A 14,334-nucleotide genomic window follows, 5' to 3' on the forward strand; every position below is an offset into this window, starting at 1 on the left:
AACTACGTAGCGACTACGTATTGTCCGGCCACGGTGCGCCACGCACGATGACGCCAGGGTGATGACCCCATCGCCCCAGGGCGAGTATCCGCGAAGCACGCCCTGGTGATCCCCCGCCCACGAAGGGTTCCCCCATGCGAAGAATCGGTGCCGCGTTCGCCGCGGCCCTGTTCCTGCCCCTGCTGGCCGCCGCACCCGCCTCCGCCGCCCCCGAGGTGCCCGACTTCCTCACCGACGCCGCCCCCGGCGAACGCACCTACATCGTCGTCCTGGACGAGGACGCCGCCCCCGACGAGGTCGCCGACCGCAACGACGACGACCCCCACGGCGTCTACGAACACGCCCTGACCGGCTACGCCGCGGACATGACCGCCTCCGAGGCCGCCGACCTGCTCCAGGACCCCGACGTGGCCTACGTCCAGGAGGACCAGCCCGTCCACGCCTTCGACCAGGACGTCCCCACCGGCCTGGCCCGCGTCTTCGCCCCCGACAACCCCAACCTGGACGTCAACGGCCAGGACGACTACGTGCCCGACGTGACCGTCGCCGTCCTGGACACCGGCGTGGACGGCTCCCACCCCGACCTGAACGTCTCCCACTCGGTGGACTGCACCAGCGGCACCTGCACCGCCAACACCGCCACCGACGGCAACGGCCACGGCACCCACGTCGCCGGCAGCGCCGCCGCCATCGACAACGACCAGGGCGTGGTCGGCGTCGCCCCCGGCGCCAACGTGTGGAACGTCCAGGTCCTCAACTCCGCCGGCAGCGGCACCCTGTCCGGGATCGCCGCGGGCGTGGACTACGTCACCGCCAACTCCGACCAGGTCGCCGTCGCCAACATGAGCCTGGGCTGCAACGGCTGCACCGACCAGGCGCTGAGCCAGGCGATCACCGGCTCGGTCGACGCGGGCGTGGCCTACGCCATCGCCGCCGGCAACGACGGCGTGGACGGCGCGAACTTCTTCCCCGCCAACCACCCCGACGTGCTCACCGTCTCCTCCATGGCCGACTCCGACGGAGCCCCCGGCGGCAACGGCGGAACCCTGTCCTGCCGCGGAGACTCCGACGACACCCTGTCCACGTTCTCCAACTACGGCGCCGTCATCGACATCGCCGCCCCCGGCTCCTGCATCACCTCCACCTGGCCCGGCGGCGGCTACAACACCATCAGCGGCACCTCCATGGCCTCACCCCACGCCGCCGGAGGACTGGCGCTGCTGGCCACCGGCGAGGCCAAGCCCACCGACCGCGCCGGCGTCATGGCCCTGTACGACACCCTGACCGGCGCCGGCAACCACGACTGGACCGACACCTCCGGCGACGGCGAGCACGAACCGCTCATGGACGTGGGCGACCCCGCCGTCTTCCCCGCCGACGGTGACACCGCACCGCCCGACGGCCCCGTCGCGCGCGTCACCCACTCGTGCGACGACACCACCCTGGAGTGCTCCTTCGACGGCAGCGGCTCGGCCGGGCAGGTCACCGACTGGGCGTGGGACTTCGGCGACGGCACCACCGGCAGCGGCGCCACCACCACCCACACCTACGCCGAACAGGGCACCTACGACGTCGCCCTGACCGTCACCGACGACGCCGGGCGCACCCACACCACATCCACCGAGGTGTCGGTGGGCACCCCCGACCACACCGCGCCCACCGCCGCCTTCACCGGCTCCTGCTACTCCTTCTTCTCCTACTGCAGCCTGGACGCCGGCTCCTCCACCGAGGGGGACGCCGCCATCGAGTCCTACCACTGGGACTTCGGCGACGGCACCACCGGAAGCGGCGCCACCACCTGGCACTTCTTCCCCGGCCCGGGCACCTACACCATCACGCTGACCGTCACCGACACCACCGGCGCCACCGGTTCGCTGTCCAAGACCGTCACCCTGTCCTGACACCCGCACCCGCGGCCCCCGACCGTCCCACGGCCGGGGGCCGCCCGCGCGCCGGCGCCCCCTCCAGCGCCCCTGCCGCGGCGAAATCCGCACACCGTCCCGAACCCGGCCCCCATCGGCGGCGTCTGACCAGCAGGTGACCGGCACCCCACCGGCAGACCACAGACCAACCGCGAGGGAGTCCCCCAGACCATGTCCACACGACTGACAGGAGCGGTCGGCGCGGCCGTGGCGCTGAGCCTTCTCCTCAGCTCCTGCGGCATCATCCGCGACCTGACCGGCGGCGAGACCGGAGCCGACCCCCAGACCACCACCGAGGAGGAGACCGCCGCCGAGGAGGTCACCTACCCCGAGCTCCCGTTCGTCCGCCAGGCGCGCATGTCCGTCGAGGACGGCAACGACGTCCAGTTCGAGCTCACCATCAACAGCCTGGAGAACAACGGCGAATACCTCATGCTGGAGGTCGAGCACAACTTCCTCGAACCCCTGCCCGGCACCGTCACCGCCCGCAACGCCCCCGTCCGGATGATCGACCCCATCTCCGGCGAGGTCATGCGCGCGCTCAACGACGCCCGGAACAACGACGAGAACTACGGCACCTACTTCGTCCTGGGCGACCCCTTCATGCCCACCCACGAGGGCCTGCCCACGACCATCCGCCGCTACTTCCCCGCCCCGTCCGAGGACGTGGAGTACCTGTCCCTGACCGGCGCCGGCGTCGGCCACATGCCCGGCATCCCCGTCACCAACGTCGACGAGTTCACCCAGGCACCCGAGCCCAACGCCCAGGAGTACATCGACCCCGACACCTTCGTGCAGGAACCGGAGCTGCCCGAACAGATCTGGTACCCCGACAACGTCCCCGAGCCGGGCCTGGACACCTCCGCCTACCTGCAGTCCATCGAGAGCTTCGTGGACGGGCCCACCGCCTCCACCACCCGCTCCGGCGACCAGGAGACCATCGCCCTGCACTCGGACAACATGTTCGAGGTCGACGAGTCCGAACCCACCGCCGAGGCCGCCGAGACCATCCGCCAGGCCGCCCAGTCCCTGCGCGAGAACCTGGGACCGGACGTCAACGAGATCACCATCATCGGCCACACCGACGGCCAGGGCGCCCCCGACTACAACCAGACCCTGTCCGAGCAGCGCGCCGAGGCCGCCAAGGCGCTGCTGGAGGAGGAGCTGGGCTCGGAGTTCACCCTCGTCACCGAGGGCCGCGGCGCCACCGAACTCCTGGCCGAGGAGGGCGGCGCCGACGACGAGGCCGCCCGCGCCCGCAACCGCCGGGTGGAGTTCGCCTACCAGGTGCCCCTGGACGACACCGCCTCCAGCGAGGGCGACCAGGGCCTGGACTCGGCCAAGCGCCACGTCGGCCCCCCGGCCCCCTACTTCGAGAACACCGGGCCCTTCACCACCGTCTCCCACAACGACGTGGACCTGCACGTGTACCCGATGGTGCGCGACGGCGCCTACCTGGTGCAGATGGTCGGCTTCCAGAACTCCACCCTGGAGGAACTGGAGGCGGACCTGGACGTGGACGAGGCCGTCATCCCCGGCAGCCCGGCCCAGTACACCGAGGGCACCATGGGCGGGTTCCGCCTGGAGGAGCCCGACACCGGCATCATCCGCTACGTGGTGCGCATCCACATGGCGGGCGGCGAGTACGAGGACTTCGCGGACGAGATCCACACCCTCGCCCCGGGCGAGCAGTACTTCGCCATCGCGGTCTTCCCCGCCCCCGCGCTCGACGTCACCGAGATGACCCTGTACGCCGGATCGTTCGGCGAGGTCGCCGGCGTGCCCATCCAGTAGCACCCGCACATACAAGGTGCCCCGCCCGAAACGGGCGGGGCACCCTCATGCGCGCACCCCCAGGGGCGCGGCCCTCACCGCACCGGGGCGGGGGAGCGGCCCGGCTCCACCTCGGGCAGACCCCGCTCGCACAGCCCGCACTCGGCGCGCCGACGCACCGCGTAGGCGGCGGTCGCCACCACCAGGGCCGCCCCCCACAGCCCCATCGACACGAACACCACGCTGTGCAGGTGCTCGGTCAACGGGCTGCCGGACAGGTCCTCCGTGGCCAGCTGCACGATGGTGCTGCGCCCCATGGCCACCAGCGCCACCGCCACCACCGTGGCCGGGACCACCGCCAGCGGGACCGGCACGCTCCGGCCCGCCAGACCCACCATCCACCGCGGGAAGCGCACCCCCCACCGCTGCACCAGCCCCAGCGTCAGCACCGCGCCGACCGCCCCGGCCGAACCCAGCCCCACACCGATCATGATCGTGTACGGGTCGGCCATGATCATCGCGGAGTCGGCCTCGCTCATCCCGGGCACGACACCGAACAGCCACGGGAAGCGCAGCATCGGGTAGAGCAGGGCCAGCACCACACCGGCCGCCACCGCCCAGCGCCCCACCACGGCGGCGCGCGCCCGCACCCGGCGCTCGCCCTGCGCGCTCCAGTGGTCGTCGCGCCCGCAGCGCTGGCAGGCCCGGCGCCGGGCCCGGCGGTGCGTGAGCGCCGCGGCCACCCACAGGGCGGTGCCCAGGGTGCAGAACAGCAGGACCAGAGCGGTCGGCTCCAGGACGGCCTCGATCCAGAGGGCGAACAGGCCGGGCACGAACCAGCCCACGAACGGCATCATCATGGAGTAGCCGAACAGCGCCAGCAGCGAACCGTCGAGGAACACCAGCAGGACCGCGGCCGCCATCGCCCAGGCCGCCGCCTCCGCCGGTCGCCCGCCCGCGCCCTCGCGCCGCAGCAACAGCAGCGCACTTACCACACCCGCGGCGCCCACGGCGATGGCGGCGGCCGCGGCCGTGCCCAGGCTCTGCCCGGTGAACAGCGACCCGAAGCCGTCGGTGTCGGGCACACCCCGGGGCAGGACCCCCGCCAACCAGCCCAGCCCCACCCCCAGCAGCGCGGCCGACCAGGCCAGGACGGACCAGGGGACCAGAAGGGGCCGCAGACCCCCGGAGGCGGACGGGGAGACGGTGGGCGGTGCGGGGGCCATGGGGCTCACTCCTCGGTGGTGGCGTGTTCCTTCGATGCCTCCACCCTGGCGCGGGTGGGGGCGCCCCCACCTCCCCCCACAGCCCGAACCCCCTCCCTCCCACGGGGGAGGGGAGGGGCCGGCGCGAACACGGCTCAGGGGCAGCGGCGGGCGGTGGCGAAACGCTCCCGGTAGGCCGAGGGGGTCAGTCCCAGGTGGCGCCAGAAGACCCGCCGCAGCGACTCGTCGCTGCCCAGCCCGCACCGCCGGGCGGCCCCCGTCACACTCTCCCCGGCCTCCAGCAGGGCGCGCGCCGCCTCCAGGCGCACCGCCTCCACATGGGCGGCGGGCGTGGTGCCCAACCGCTCCCGAAAGAGCCGCGCCAGATGCCGCGTGCTCACCCCCGCCCGTGCGGCCAGCGCCGCAGCGCCGTGGTCGGCGGCCGGATCGGCGGCCACCGCGTCCAGAACCGGGCGCAACACGTCCTGGCGCGGCCGGAAGGTGCGCGAGGCCACCGAGAACTGCGACTGCCCGCCCGGCCGCTGCAGGAACACCACCAGGTCGCGTGCCACCTCCCGGGCCAGGTCCGAACCCTCGTCCTCCTCCACCATCGCCAACGACGCGTCCAGTCCCGCACTGACCCCCGCCGAGGTCAGCACCCTGCCGTCACGCACGTAGATCGCGTCCGCCTGCACCCGCACCCCCGGGTGCAGGCGGGCCAGCAGCGCGGCGTGGCGCCAGTGCGTGGTCGCCCGCCGGCCCTCCAACAGGCCCGCCCCGGCCAGCACGAACGCGCCCGTGCACACCGAGGCCACACGTTCGGCCCGCCCCGCCAGCTCCTCCACCGCACCGGCCAGCCCCGGCGGCCAGGGGCTGCGCGGCAGCTCGGGCGAACCCGGCACCACCAGCGTGTGCACCGGCCCCGTCCCGCCCACCGCACCGTCCACCTGCAGGCGCAACCCGGCCGAGGTGCGCACCGCCTCCCCGGTGGGCGAGCACACCCGCACCGTGTAGGACCCGCCCAGCCCGGCAGCGGTCGCGAACACCTCCACCGGAGCGGTCACGTCCAACAGCCGTACACCCTCATAGGCCACCACCACGATGGCGCGTCGTCTCATACGGGCGAGCCTAGCCACCACCGATGTCCGAATTTGCGGGGTCGGTGTCCACAAGGACATCGTCGGCGCGCCCGCGCCCCTGCCAGGATCGAACCCGCCGAACCCCCGCACGAGGAGACCGCCATGACGCGCCCGCCCCTGCCGCCCTTCACCGAAGCCGACGCCCGCACCAAGGTCCAGGCCGCCGAGGACGCCTGGAACACCCGCGACCCCCACAAGGTGTCACTGGCCTACACACCCGACTCCCAGTGGCGCAACCGCGACCGCTTCCTCACCGGACGCGACCAGATCCGCGCCTTCCTCACCGACAAGTGGCAGCGCGAACTCGACTACGCCCTGCGCAAGGAACTGTGGGCCTTCGGCGAGGACCGCATCGCCGTGCGCTTCCAGTACGAATGGCACGACGACCAGGGCCGGTGGTGGCGCAGCTACGGCAACGAACTCTGGGAGTTCGACGCCCAGGGACTGATGCGCCGCCGCGAGGCCAGCATCAACGACGTGTCCATCACCGCCGACGAACGCCGCATCCACGGCCCCCGCCCGCCCCACGAGCACGGCGTCCCCTTCCCCCTGGCCTGAACCACCCCCACGGGGGCTCAGCCGCGAGCGGCGGTGAAGGCCTTGTCCAGCGCCGAGACCAACGCCTCCACCGGCTGGGCCCCCGACACCCCGAACGCCCCGCCCATCACGAAGAAGGGCACCCCGCTCGCCCCCATCCGCCGCGCCTGGTCGGCCTCCTGGCGTACCTGGTCGGCGAAGTCCTCACCCTCCAGCACCCGCCGCGCCGCCCGCGCGTCCACACCCACCTGCGCCACCAGCTCCACCAGCGTCTCGGCGTCACTCAGATCACGGGCCTGCACCAGCTGCGCCAGCAGCAGGCGGTCCATCACCGCACCGTCGAGCCCGCTGCGCCGGGCCAGGTGCACCAACCGGTGCGCGTCCAGGGTGTTGACCATCAGCGCGCCCGCCAGGTCGTAGTCCAGCCCCTCCTTGGCCGCCACCACGGCCACCTGCTCGGTCATCGCCCGCACCTGCTCGGTGGAGGCCCCCATCCGCGCGGCCAGCGACGCGTACACCGGCTCACTGCGGCCCCGTGGAAAACCCGGATCGAGCTGGTAGCTGTGCCAGACCAACTCGACCTGCCCGGCGTGGTCGAAACGCTCCAGGGCCGCCTCCAGCCGGCGCTTGCCGATGAAACACCACGGGCACACGATGTCGGACCACACGTCGACCCGCACGAACGGACCCCCCACTCTCACCCTCCACGGCATTCATCCCACCACCAGCCAGTATGCGGTGCGCCCCCAGCAAGGACAATGACGTCCTCACACCAGGGCCAGACGCACCCCCAGCGCCGCGAACGCCCCCGCCAGCACCCGGCGCACCCACACCACAACCCCCGGCCTGGCCAGCACCCGCTCGCGCACCAGCCCCGCACAGGCCCCATAGAGCACGAACACCACCAGCGTCATCACCATGAACACCGCCCCCAGGCCCAGCATCGACACCAGCGCCGAAGGCTCACCCACCGCCACGAACTGCGGCAGGAACGCGAAGAAGAAGATCGTCAGCTTCGGATTGAGCAGATTCACCAGCACCCCCGCACCCACCACCCGCCACACCCCTCGCTCGCCCGCCCCACCCGAAACCTCCAACGCGCCCCCGTCCCGCCACACACTCCAGGCCATGAACAGCAGATAGGCCACACCCGCATACCTGAGCACCTGGAAGGCCACCGCACTGGTGTGCAGCAGCGCCGCCAACCCCGTGGCCGCCGCCACCAGGTGCGGCACGATCCCCAGCGTGCACCCCAGCGCCGCCACCGCCGCACCCCGCACACCCCGCGCCAGGCCCGCCGCCACCGTGTACAGCACCCCCGTCCCCGGCGTGAGCACCACCACCAGCGCCGTCACCACGAACCCCACACTCACCGCGACCTCCCACATCCCGACCCGACCCGTTCACCACCCCACCCTGGCCACACAATGGACCCATGAACAGGTCCACCGACCACCCCGACGACAGGTCCACAACGGCCGGCGCGGACTTCCTCCAACTCGACCCCGCCCACGCCCCACCCGGACACCTCACCGACTGGCTCACCGACCAACTCCGCCAGGCCCTGACCCGGCAGCGCCTGGCCGTGGGCTCACGCCTGCCCGCCACCCGCACCCTGGCCGCCGACCTGGCCATCTCCCGCGGCGTGGTCACCGAGGCCTACCGCCGCCTGGCCGACGAAGGCCACCTGAGCACCCACGGCCGCGGCGGCACCGTCGTGGCCGGCACCCCCACCGCACCCGAGACCACCCCCACCCGCCACCACACCGCCCCGCCCCACCCTGCCCACCCACCCCGGCACCGACATCTTCGACCGCCTGCGCCACAGCCCCGCCCACCACGACCTCACCCCCGGCACCCCCGACCTGGCCGCCTTCCCCCGCGCCGCCTGGCTGCGCGCCGAACGCACCGTCCTGACCCAGGCCCCCACCACCGACCTGGGCTACCACGACCCGCGCGGCCACCCCCGCCTGCGCACCGCCATCGCCCACCACCTGGCCCGCTACCGCCGCATCAGCGTCCACCCCGACCACGTCCAGATCGTCTCGGGCACCGCCCAGGCCCTGGCCCTGCTCGCCCAGGTCCTGCACCAGGACGGCATCGACACCATCGCCCTGGAGGACCCCGGCTCCCTGGGGGTGCGCCAACACCTGCACCACGCCCGCCTGCACACCCCGCCCCTGGGCGTGGACGAACACGGCGCCCGCACCCAGGACCTGGCCGCCACCGGCGCCCCCGCCGTCCTGCTCACCCCCGCCCACCAGTTCCCCACCGGCACCGTCCTGTCCGGGCCCCGGCGCCGCCACCTGCTCACCTGGGCCCGCCAAGGCGGACTGGTCATCGAGGACGACTACGACGCCGAACACCGCTACGACCGCGCCCCCGTGCCCGCACTGCACTCCCTGCTGCCCGACCAGGTCTGCTACACCGGCAGCATCTCCAAACTCCTGGCCCCCGCCCTGCGCCTGGGCTGGATCCTGGCCCCCGCCCGCCACCGCAACCGCCTCACCGAGGCCAAACGCTTCAGCGACCTGGGCAGCCCCGTCCTGCTCCAGCTCGTCCTGGCCCACCTCATGGAGAACGGCGCCCTCGAACGCCACCTGCGCACCCTGCGCGCCCGCCACCGCAAACGCCGCGACACCCTCATCCGGGCCCTGGCCACCCACCTGCCCCACGCCCACGTCCACGGCGCCGCCGCCGGGCTGCACCTGACGCTCACCTTCAGCACACCCCTGGACGACACCGCCCTGGCCCGAGCCGCCCTGGCCCGCGGCGTACGCACCCACCCCCTGTCCTGGCACCGCCAACGCCCCGGACCCCCCGGGCTCGTCCTGGGCTACGCCGCCGCCACCGGCATCCCCGAGGCCGTCGCCGCACTCGGCCGCGCCCTGGCCCACACGCAGTCCACGTAGGTCCCGAGCAGGATCCCCTGGCGAGCCCGCTCGAACGCGCACACGCCCGAGCCGCCGAACGCGATCACCCGGGGTTGACCGACTGCGCCCGCCGGGACCGCTTCGGCCCGCGGTTCACGCGGTTCGCCGCAGGCGGGACCGCGCCCCTAGCGCCGGCACGAGGTGTCCTCGGGTTCGACCTCCAACAGGTCCTGCACTGTCACGCCTTCAGGGAGGGCCTCGTCGTACTCCCTGAGCTCCTCGCCCTCGTGGACCAGGGCACTCGCCTGTGGTGCCTCGTCGGAGCTCCGCGGGTTCGCGTGCGGCTCGGCCCGAGCCAGCTCACGCGCCAACGCGTCGACGGTCTCGCCCATCATCCGGCCCTCGAAGGTCCCCTCGCCCCGCAAGAGGGGTTCGGGCGAGTTCCGGCGTGCCTGGGCCGATTCCACCTGGCCCCCGCTCTCGCCGTTGCCGACCACCCCGTCATCGGCCGGGACCACGGAGTTGTTGTCCAACCCCATCCACATGGCCGGCCGGGGTTCGTCGCCCGGTGTGCAGCGCGCTTCCTCCCAGTCGATCGCGATGACGTAGTCGTGGCCCACCTCCACACGCGGCTCGTCCTGTGTACCGATCGGCGTCATGTTCTCCACGCCGCCGTTGAACACGAACCCCCACGCGGGGTACTCATACGTTGCCGGCGCCGACTGTGCCGGGTCGGGGGCCGACCACAGGACCCGCCGCACGTCCAGGGTGACCGTGCGGCCGACCATCCCCTCCCCGCGCTCGACCTCGACCGGCTCCGGTTCGTGCACCCGCTCGTCCACGGCACGGACCAGGACCACGTGGTCGGCGTTGCTCACCCAGTCCCGGGCGCTCTGGCCGGCCTTGCGGTAGGAGACGCCGGCACTGGTCAGGGGAAGTTCGTCGGGGCCGGGTTCATAGGTCGCCGCGTTGACGGCGACCACGACCGCGGCCACACCCGCACCCGCGGCCGTCAACACCCGAGCGCGCCTGCTGATACCGGACATGGGGAGGCCTTCCTGGTGGGCGACGCCGGTGGAACGGTACAAGCACCACCCCGTCGGGGTCCACGGGCCCCACAACCCCCGGGGACGCGCCGGCCCGTGCCACGCGGCCGCCGCGCCGGCACCGCTCACCTGCCCGATCCGGCCCCGAACGTGCCGCCCACCACACCGGCGTGACCAATCACGCACCCCCCACCAGCCATGACAGGACATCGAAACACCGCCGACACAGACGGCTGATGCGCGGGTAACACCCTGCGGGTTGCCTGAAACACGACCGCACCCGCACCAGGAGGAGTCCCACCCGCCATGGAAGAACTCGTCGTCATCGGCAACGGCATGGTCGGACACCGGCTCGTCGAAGCCCTCCGCGACCGCGACACCGGCCACCAGTGGCACATCACCGTCGTGGGCGAGGAACCCCGCACCGCCTACGACCGCGTCGCCCTGTCCTCCTACTTCGACGGAGCCAGCGCCCAGGACCTGTCCCTGGGCGACCTGACCGGGCCCGGCGTGGACATCCACGTCAACGAACGCGCCACCGGCATCGACCGCACCGCACGCACCGTCACCACCGCCTCGGGCCGCACCCTGGGCTACGACCGCCTCGTCCTGGCCACCGGCTCCACCCCCTTCGTGCCCCCCATCCCCGGCCACGACCGCGACGGCTGCCACGTCTACCGCACCATCGAGGACCTGGACGCCATCACCGCCTCCGCCCAGGGCGCCACCACCGGCGTGGTCATCGGCGGCGGCCTGCTCGGACTCGAAGCCGCCAACGCCCTGCGCCTGCTCGGCGTCAACGCCCACGTCGTCGAACTCGCCCCCCACCTGATGCCCGCCCAGATCGACGAAGGCGCCGGCGCGCTCCTGAAGAACCTCGTCGACGAGCTGGGCGTGACCGTGCACACCGGCACCGCCACCACCGCCATCGAGGACACCCCCCACGGCGGCGGCCACCGCCTGGTGCTGTCCAACGGCACCCACCTGGACGCCGACCTCGTCGTGTTCTCCGTGGGCATCCGCCCCCGCGACGACCTCGCCCGCGCCGGCGGCCTCGACGTCGGCGAGCGCGGCGGCGTGAGCATCGACGACACCTGTACCACCAGCGACCCCCGCATCCACGCCATCGGCGAAGCCGCCGCCCACCGCGGCACCGTCTACGGCCTCATCGCCCCCGGCAACGCCATGGCCGAAGTCGTCGCCGACCGCCTCCTGGGCGGCGACGCCACCTTCACCGGCGCCGACACCTCCACCAAGCTCAAACTCCTGGGCGTGGACGTGGCCAGCTTCGGCGACGCCCACGGGCGCACCGAAGGCGCACTGGACGTGGTCGTCAACGACGCCGCCGCCGGCCGCTACGCCAAACTCGTCCTGTCCGACGACGCCACCACCCTGCTCGGCGGCATCCTGGTCGGCGACGCCACCGCCTACGCCACCCTGCGCCCCATGGTCGGCTCACCCCTGCCCGGCGACCCGCTCGCCCTGATCACCCCCGAGGGCGGGGCCGCCCTGGGCGCCGACGCCCTGCCCGACTCCGCGCAGATCTGCTCCTGCAACGCCGTCACCAAGGGCGCCCTGTGCGAGGCCATCCACAACGAGGGCGCCACCGACGTGCCCGCCCTCAAGGCGTGCACCAAGGCCGGCACCAGCTGCGGCTCGTGCGTGCCCATGCTCAAGCAGATCCTCACCCAGCAGGGCATCGAGCAGTCCAAGGCCCTGTGCGAGCACTTCCCCCAATCACGCGCCGAACTCGTGGAGATCGTGCGCGCCACCAACACCGCCACCTTCTCCGCGCTCATCGCCGCCCACGGCACCGGCACCGGCTGCGACATCTGCAAGCCCGCCGTCGCCTCCATCCTGGCCTCCCTGGGCGGCGGCCACATCCTGGAGGGCGAAGCGGCCACCCTGCAGGACACCAACGACCGCTACCTGGCCAACATGCAGCGCAACGGCACCTACTCCGTCGTGCCCCGCATCCCCGGCGGCGAGATCACCCCCGACAAGCTCATCGTCATCGGCGAGGTCGCCCGCGACTTCCACCTCTACACCAAGATCACCGGCGGCCAGCGCATCGACCTGTTCGGCGCCCGCCTCGAACAACTGCCCGCCATCTGGTCCCGCCTGGTCAACGCCGGCTTCGAGTCCGGGCACGCCTACGGCAAGGCCCTGCGCACCGTCAAGTCGTGCGTGGGCACCACCTGGTGCCGCTACGGCGTCCAGGACTCGGTGGGCCTGGCCATCCGCCTGGAAGAGCGCTACCGGGGCCTGCGCTCACCCCACAAACTCAAGTCGGCCGTCTCCGGATGCGCCCGCGAATGCGCCGAAGCCCGCAGCAAGGACTTCGGCATCATCGCCACCGACCAGGGCTGGAACCTGTACGTGGGCGGCAACGGCGGCTTCACCCCCCGCCACGCCGAACTCCTGGCCTCGGACCTGGACGAGGACACCCTCATCCGCTACATCGACCGCTTCCTGATGTTCTACATCCGCACCGCCGACCGCCTCCAGCGCACCGCCCCCTGGATCGAAGCCCTGGACGGGGGCCTGGACCACCTGCGCGACGTCGTCGTCAACGACTCCCTGGGCATCGCCCACGAACTCGAAGCCGCCATGACCGACCACGTGGCCGCCTACGCCGACGAATGGGCCGCCGTCCTGGCCGACCCCGACAAGCTCGCCCGCTTCGTCTCCTTCACCAACGCCCCCGACACCCCCGACCCCACCATCAGCTTCACCACCACCCGCGAACAGCCCACACCCGACACACCCCTCAACCTCGGCATGCCCACCCACCGCAGCAAGGAGGCCGCACGATGACCACCGCCCCCACCCAGCCCGCCACCTGGATCAACGCCTGCCCCACCCACCGCCTGAACCGCGCCGACGGCGCCGCCGTCCTGATGCCCGACGGCCGCCAGGTCGCCCTCTTCCGCACCCTGGACGACCAGTACTACGCCGTCGACAACATCGACCCCTTCACCAACGCCGCCGTCATCTCCCGCGGCATCGTCGGCGACCGCGCCGGCGAACCCACCATCGCCTCACCCATGCTCAAGAACGTCTTCTCCCTGCGCACCGGCCAGAGCCTGGACGATCCGGCCGTGCAACTGACCACCTGGCCCGTGCGCGTGCACGAGTCCACCATCCAGATCAACACCCGCGCAGAACAGGGGACCCCTTGACCACGCCCGTGACCGGACCGCCCACCCACGCACCCGCCACCACCGCACCCCTGGCCGGCTTCACCATCGCCGTGACCGCCGCCCGCCGCGCCGAGGAGCTCAGCGCCCTGCTCTACCGCAAGGGCGCCCAGGTCATCGCCGCGCCCGCCCTGCGCATCGTCCCCTTGAGCGACGACCAACGCCTGGCCGCCGCCTCCACCGAACTCACCCGCCGCCCCGCCGACGTCGTCGTGGCCACCACCGGCATCGGCTTCCGCGGCTGGATCGAGGCCTGCGAGACCTGGGGCATGGCCGAAGGCCTGCTCACCTCCATGCAGTCCTCCCGCCTGCTCGCCCGCGGCCCCAAGGCCAAGGGCGCCATCCGCGCCGCCGGCCTCAACGAGGAATGGTCACCACCCTCCGAATCCTCGGCCGAAGTCCTGGACTACCTGCTCTCCACCGGCGTCCAGGGCCTGCGCGTGGCCATCCAGATGCACGGCGAACCCCTGCCCGACTTCACCGCCGCCCTGCGCCTGGCCGGAGCCGAAGTCCTCGAAGTGCCCGTCTACCGCTGGACCCAACCCGAACAGACCGCGCCCCTGGACCGCCTCATCGAATCGGTCACCACCGGGGGAGTGGACGCCGTCACCTTCACCAGCGCCCCCGCCGCCGCCGGAC

Annotated in this window: 12 protein-coding genes and 1 pseudogene; 8 read left to right on the forward strand and 5 right to left on the reverse strand. The window is 72.6% G+C overall.

Annotation, left to right across the window (positions count from 1 at the left end):
* Positions 1 to 134 precede the first annotated feature (134 nt).
* On the forward strand, positions 135 to 1,901 hold the full coding sequence (locus HNR10_RS30625) for a S8 family serine peptidase (protein WP_179829427.1): 1,767 nt from the start codon (positions 135 to 137) through the stop codon (positions 1,899 to 1,901).
* 192 nt (positions 1,902 to 2,093) lie between these two features.
* On the forward strand, positions 2,094 to 3,716 hold the full coding sequence (locus tag HNR10_RS30630; protein WP_179829428.1) for an OmpA family protein: 1,623 nt from the start codon (positions 2,094 to 2,096) through the stop codon (positions 3,714 to 3,716).
* A gap of 74 nt (positions 3,717 to 3,790) precedes the next feature.
* On the opposite strand, the gene HNR10_RS30635 is transcribed toward HNR10_RS30630, so the two are convergent.
* Positions 3,791 to 4,921 (reverse strand): hypothetical protein, encoded by a 1,131-nt coding sequence (locus HNR10_RS30635; RefSeq protein WP_246406496.1) that lies wholly within the window; start codon positions 4,919 to 4,921, stop codon positions 3,791 to 3,793.
* 134 nt (positions 4,922 to 5,055) lie between these two features.
* On the reverse strand, positions 5,056 to 6,018 hold the full coding sequence (locus HNR10_RS30640) for a GlxA family transcriptional regulator (RefSeq protein ID WP_179829429.1): 963 nt from the start codon (positions 6,016 to 6,018) through the stop codon (positions 5,056 to 5,058).
* 123 nt (positions 6,019 to 6,141) lie between these two features.
* On the opposite strand from HNR10_RS30640, the gene HNR10_RS30645 reads away from it, so the two are divergent.
* Positions 6,142 to 6,597, forward strand: coding sequence for a nuclear transport factor 2 family protein (locus HNR10_RS30645; RefSeq protein WP_179829430.1), 456 nt, complete (start codon positions 6,142 to 6,144; stop codon positions 6,595 to 6,597).
* A gap of 17 nt (positions 6,598 to 6,614) precedes the next feature.
* Here HNR10_RS30645 and HNR10_RS30650 read toward each other — a convergent pair whose 3' ends face one another.
* Both HNR10_RS30650 and HNR10_RS30655 read right to left on the reverse strand, forming a co-directional pair.
* Complete coding sequence (locus HNR10_RS30650) at positions 6,615 to 7,256, reverse strand: DsbA family oxidoreductase (RefSeq protein ID WP_179830060.1); 642 nt, start codon at positions 7,254 to 7,256, stop codon at positions 6,615 to 6,617.
* 87 nt (positions 7,257 to 7,343) lie between these two features.
* On the reverse strand, positions 7,344 to 7,934 hold the full coding sequence (locus HNR10_RS30655; RefSeq protein ID WP_312889467.1) for a LysE family translocator: 591 nt from the start codon (positions 7,932 to 7,934) through the stop codon (positions 7,344 to 7,346).
* A gap of 77 nt (positions 7,935 to 8,011) precedes the next feature.
* Between HNR10_RS30655 and HNR10_RS31580 the strand changes: the two are divergent.
* Both HNR10_RS31580 and HNR10_RS30660 read left to right on the forward strand, forming a co-directional pair.
* Positions 8,012 to 8,236: pseudogene (locus HNR10_RS31580) on the forward strand (GntR family transcriptional regulator); the annotation flags it as partial.
* A gap of 277 nt (positions 8,237 to 8,513) precedes the next feature.
* Positions 8,514 to 9,488, forward strand: coding sequence for an aminotransferase-like domain-containing protein (locus HNR10_RS30660; RefSeq protein ID WP_246407760.1), 975 nt, complete (start codon positions 8,514 to 8,516; stop codon positions 9,486 to 9,488).
* A 146-nt stretch (positions 9,489 to 9,634) separates the two neighbouring features.
* Here HNR10_RS30660 and HNR10_RS30665 read toward each other — a convergent pair whose 3' ends face one another.
* Positions 9,635 to 10,495: a hypothetical protein gene (locus HNR10_RS30665; protein WP_179829432.1), complete on the reverse strand. Its 861-nt coding sequence runs from the start codon at positions 10,493 to 10,495 to the stop codon at positions 9,635 to 9,637.
* A 306-nt stretch (positions 10,496 to 10,801) separates the two neighbouring features.
* Here HNR10_RS30665 and nirB point away from each other — a divergent pair, with 306 nt between their 5' ends.
* The 3 genes from nirB to HNR10_RS30680 form a co-directional block, all read left to right on the forward strand.
* Positions 10,802 to 13,312 (forward strand): nitrite reductase large subunit NirB, encoded by a 2,511-nt coding sequence (nirB, locus tag HNR10_RS30670; RefSeq protein ID WP_179829433.1) that lies wholly within the window; start codon positions 10,802 to 10,804, stop codon positions 13,310 to 13,312.
* Positions 13,309 to 13,677 carry a nitrite reductase small subunit NirD gene (nirD, locus tag HNR10_RS30675; protein WP_179829434.1) on the forward strand — a complete coding sequence of 123 codons (369 nt, stop codon included), beginning with the start codon at positions 13,309 to 13,311 and terminating at the stop codon, positions 13,675 to 13,677. Before nirB ends, nirD begins: the two co-directional genes overlap by 4 nt.
* A partial coding sequence (locus HNR10_RS30680) for a uroporphyrinogen-III synthase (RefSeq protein ID WP_179829435.1) occupies positions 13,674 to 14,334 on the forward strand: 661 nt, incomplete at its 3' end. The genes nirD and HNR10_RS30680, both read left to right, overlap by 4 nt.

Origin of the sequence: Nocardiopsis aegyptia, from assembly GCF_013410755.1 — a bacterium.
Lineage (GTDB): Bacteria > Actinomycetota > Actinomycetes > Streptosporangiales > Streptosporangiaceae > Nocardiopsis > Nocardiopsis aegyptia.

Bases quoted from the DNA above. Each gene is read 5' to 3' on its own strand.
- HNR10_RS30665 (WP_179829432.1), bottom strand. From the start codon at position 10,495: ATGTCCGGTATCAGCAGGCGCGCTCGGGTGTTGACGGCCGCGGGTGCG.
- HNR10_RS30640 (WP_179829429.1), bottom strand. From the start codon at position 6,018: ATGAGACGACGCGCCATCGTGGTGGTGGCCTATGAGGGTGTACGGCTG.
- HNR10_RS30630 (WP_179829428.1), top strand. From the start codon at position 2,094: ATGTCCACACGACTGACAGGAGCGGTCGGCGCGGCCGTGGCGCTGAGC.
- nirD (WP_179829434.1), top strand. From the start codon at position 13,309: ATGACCACCGCCCCCACCCAGCCCGCCACCTGGATCAACGCCTGCCCC.
- HNR10_RS30625 (WP_179829427.1), top strand. From the start codon at position 135: ATGCGAAGAATCGGTGCCGCGTTCGCCGCGGCCCTGTTCCTGCCCCTG.
- nirB (WP_179829433.1), top strand. From the start codon at position 10,802: ATGGAAGAACTCGTCGTCATCGGCAACGGCATGGTCGGACACCGGCTC.
- HNR10_RS30645 (WP_179829430.1), top strand. From the start codon at position 6,142: ATGACGCGCCCGCCCCTGCCGCCCTTCACCGAAGCCGACGCCCGCACC.
- HNR10_RS30635 (WP_246406496.1), bottom strand. From the start codon at position 4,921: ATGGCCCCCGCACCGCCCACCGTCTCCCCGTCCGCCTCCGGGGGTCTG.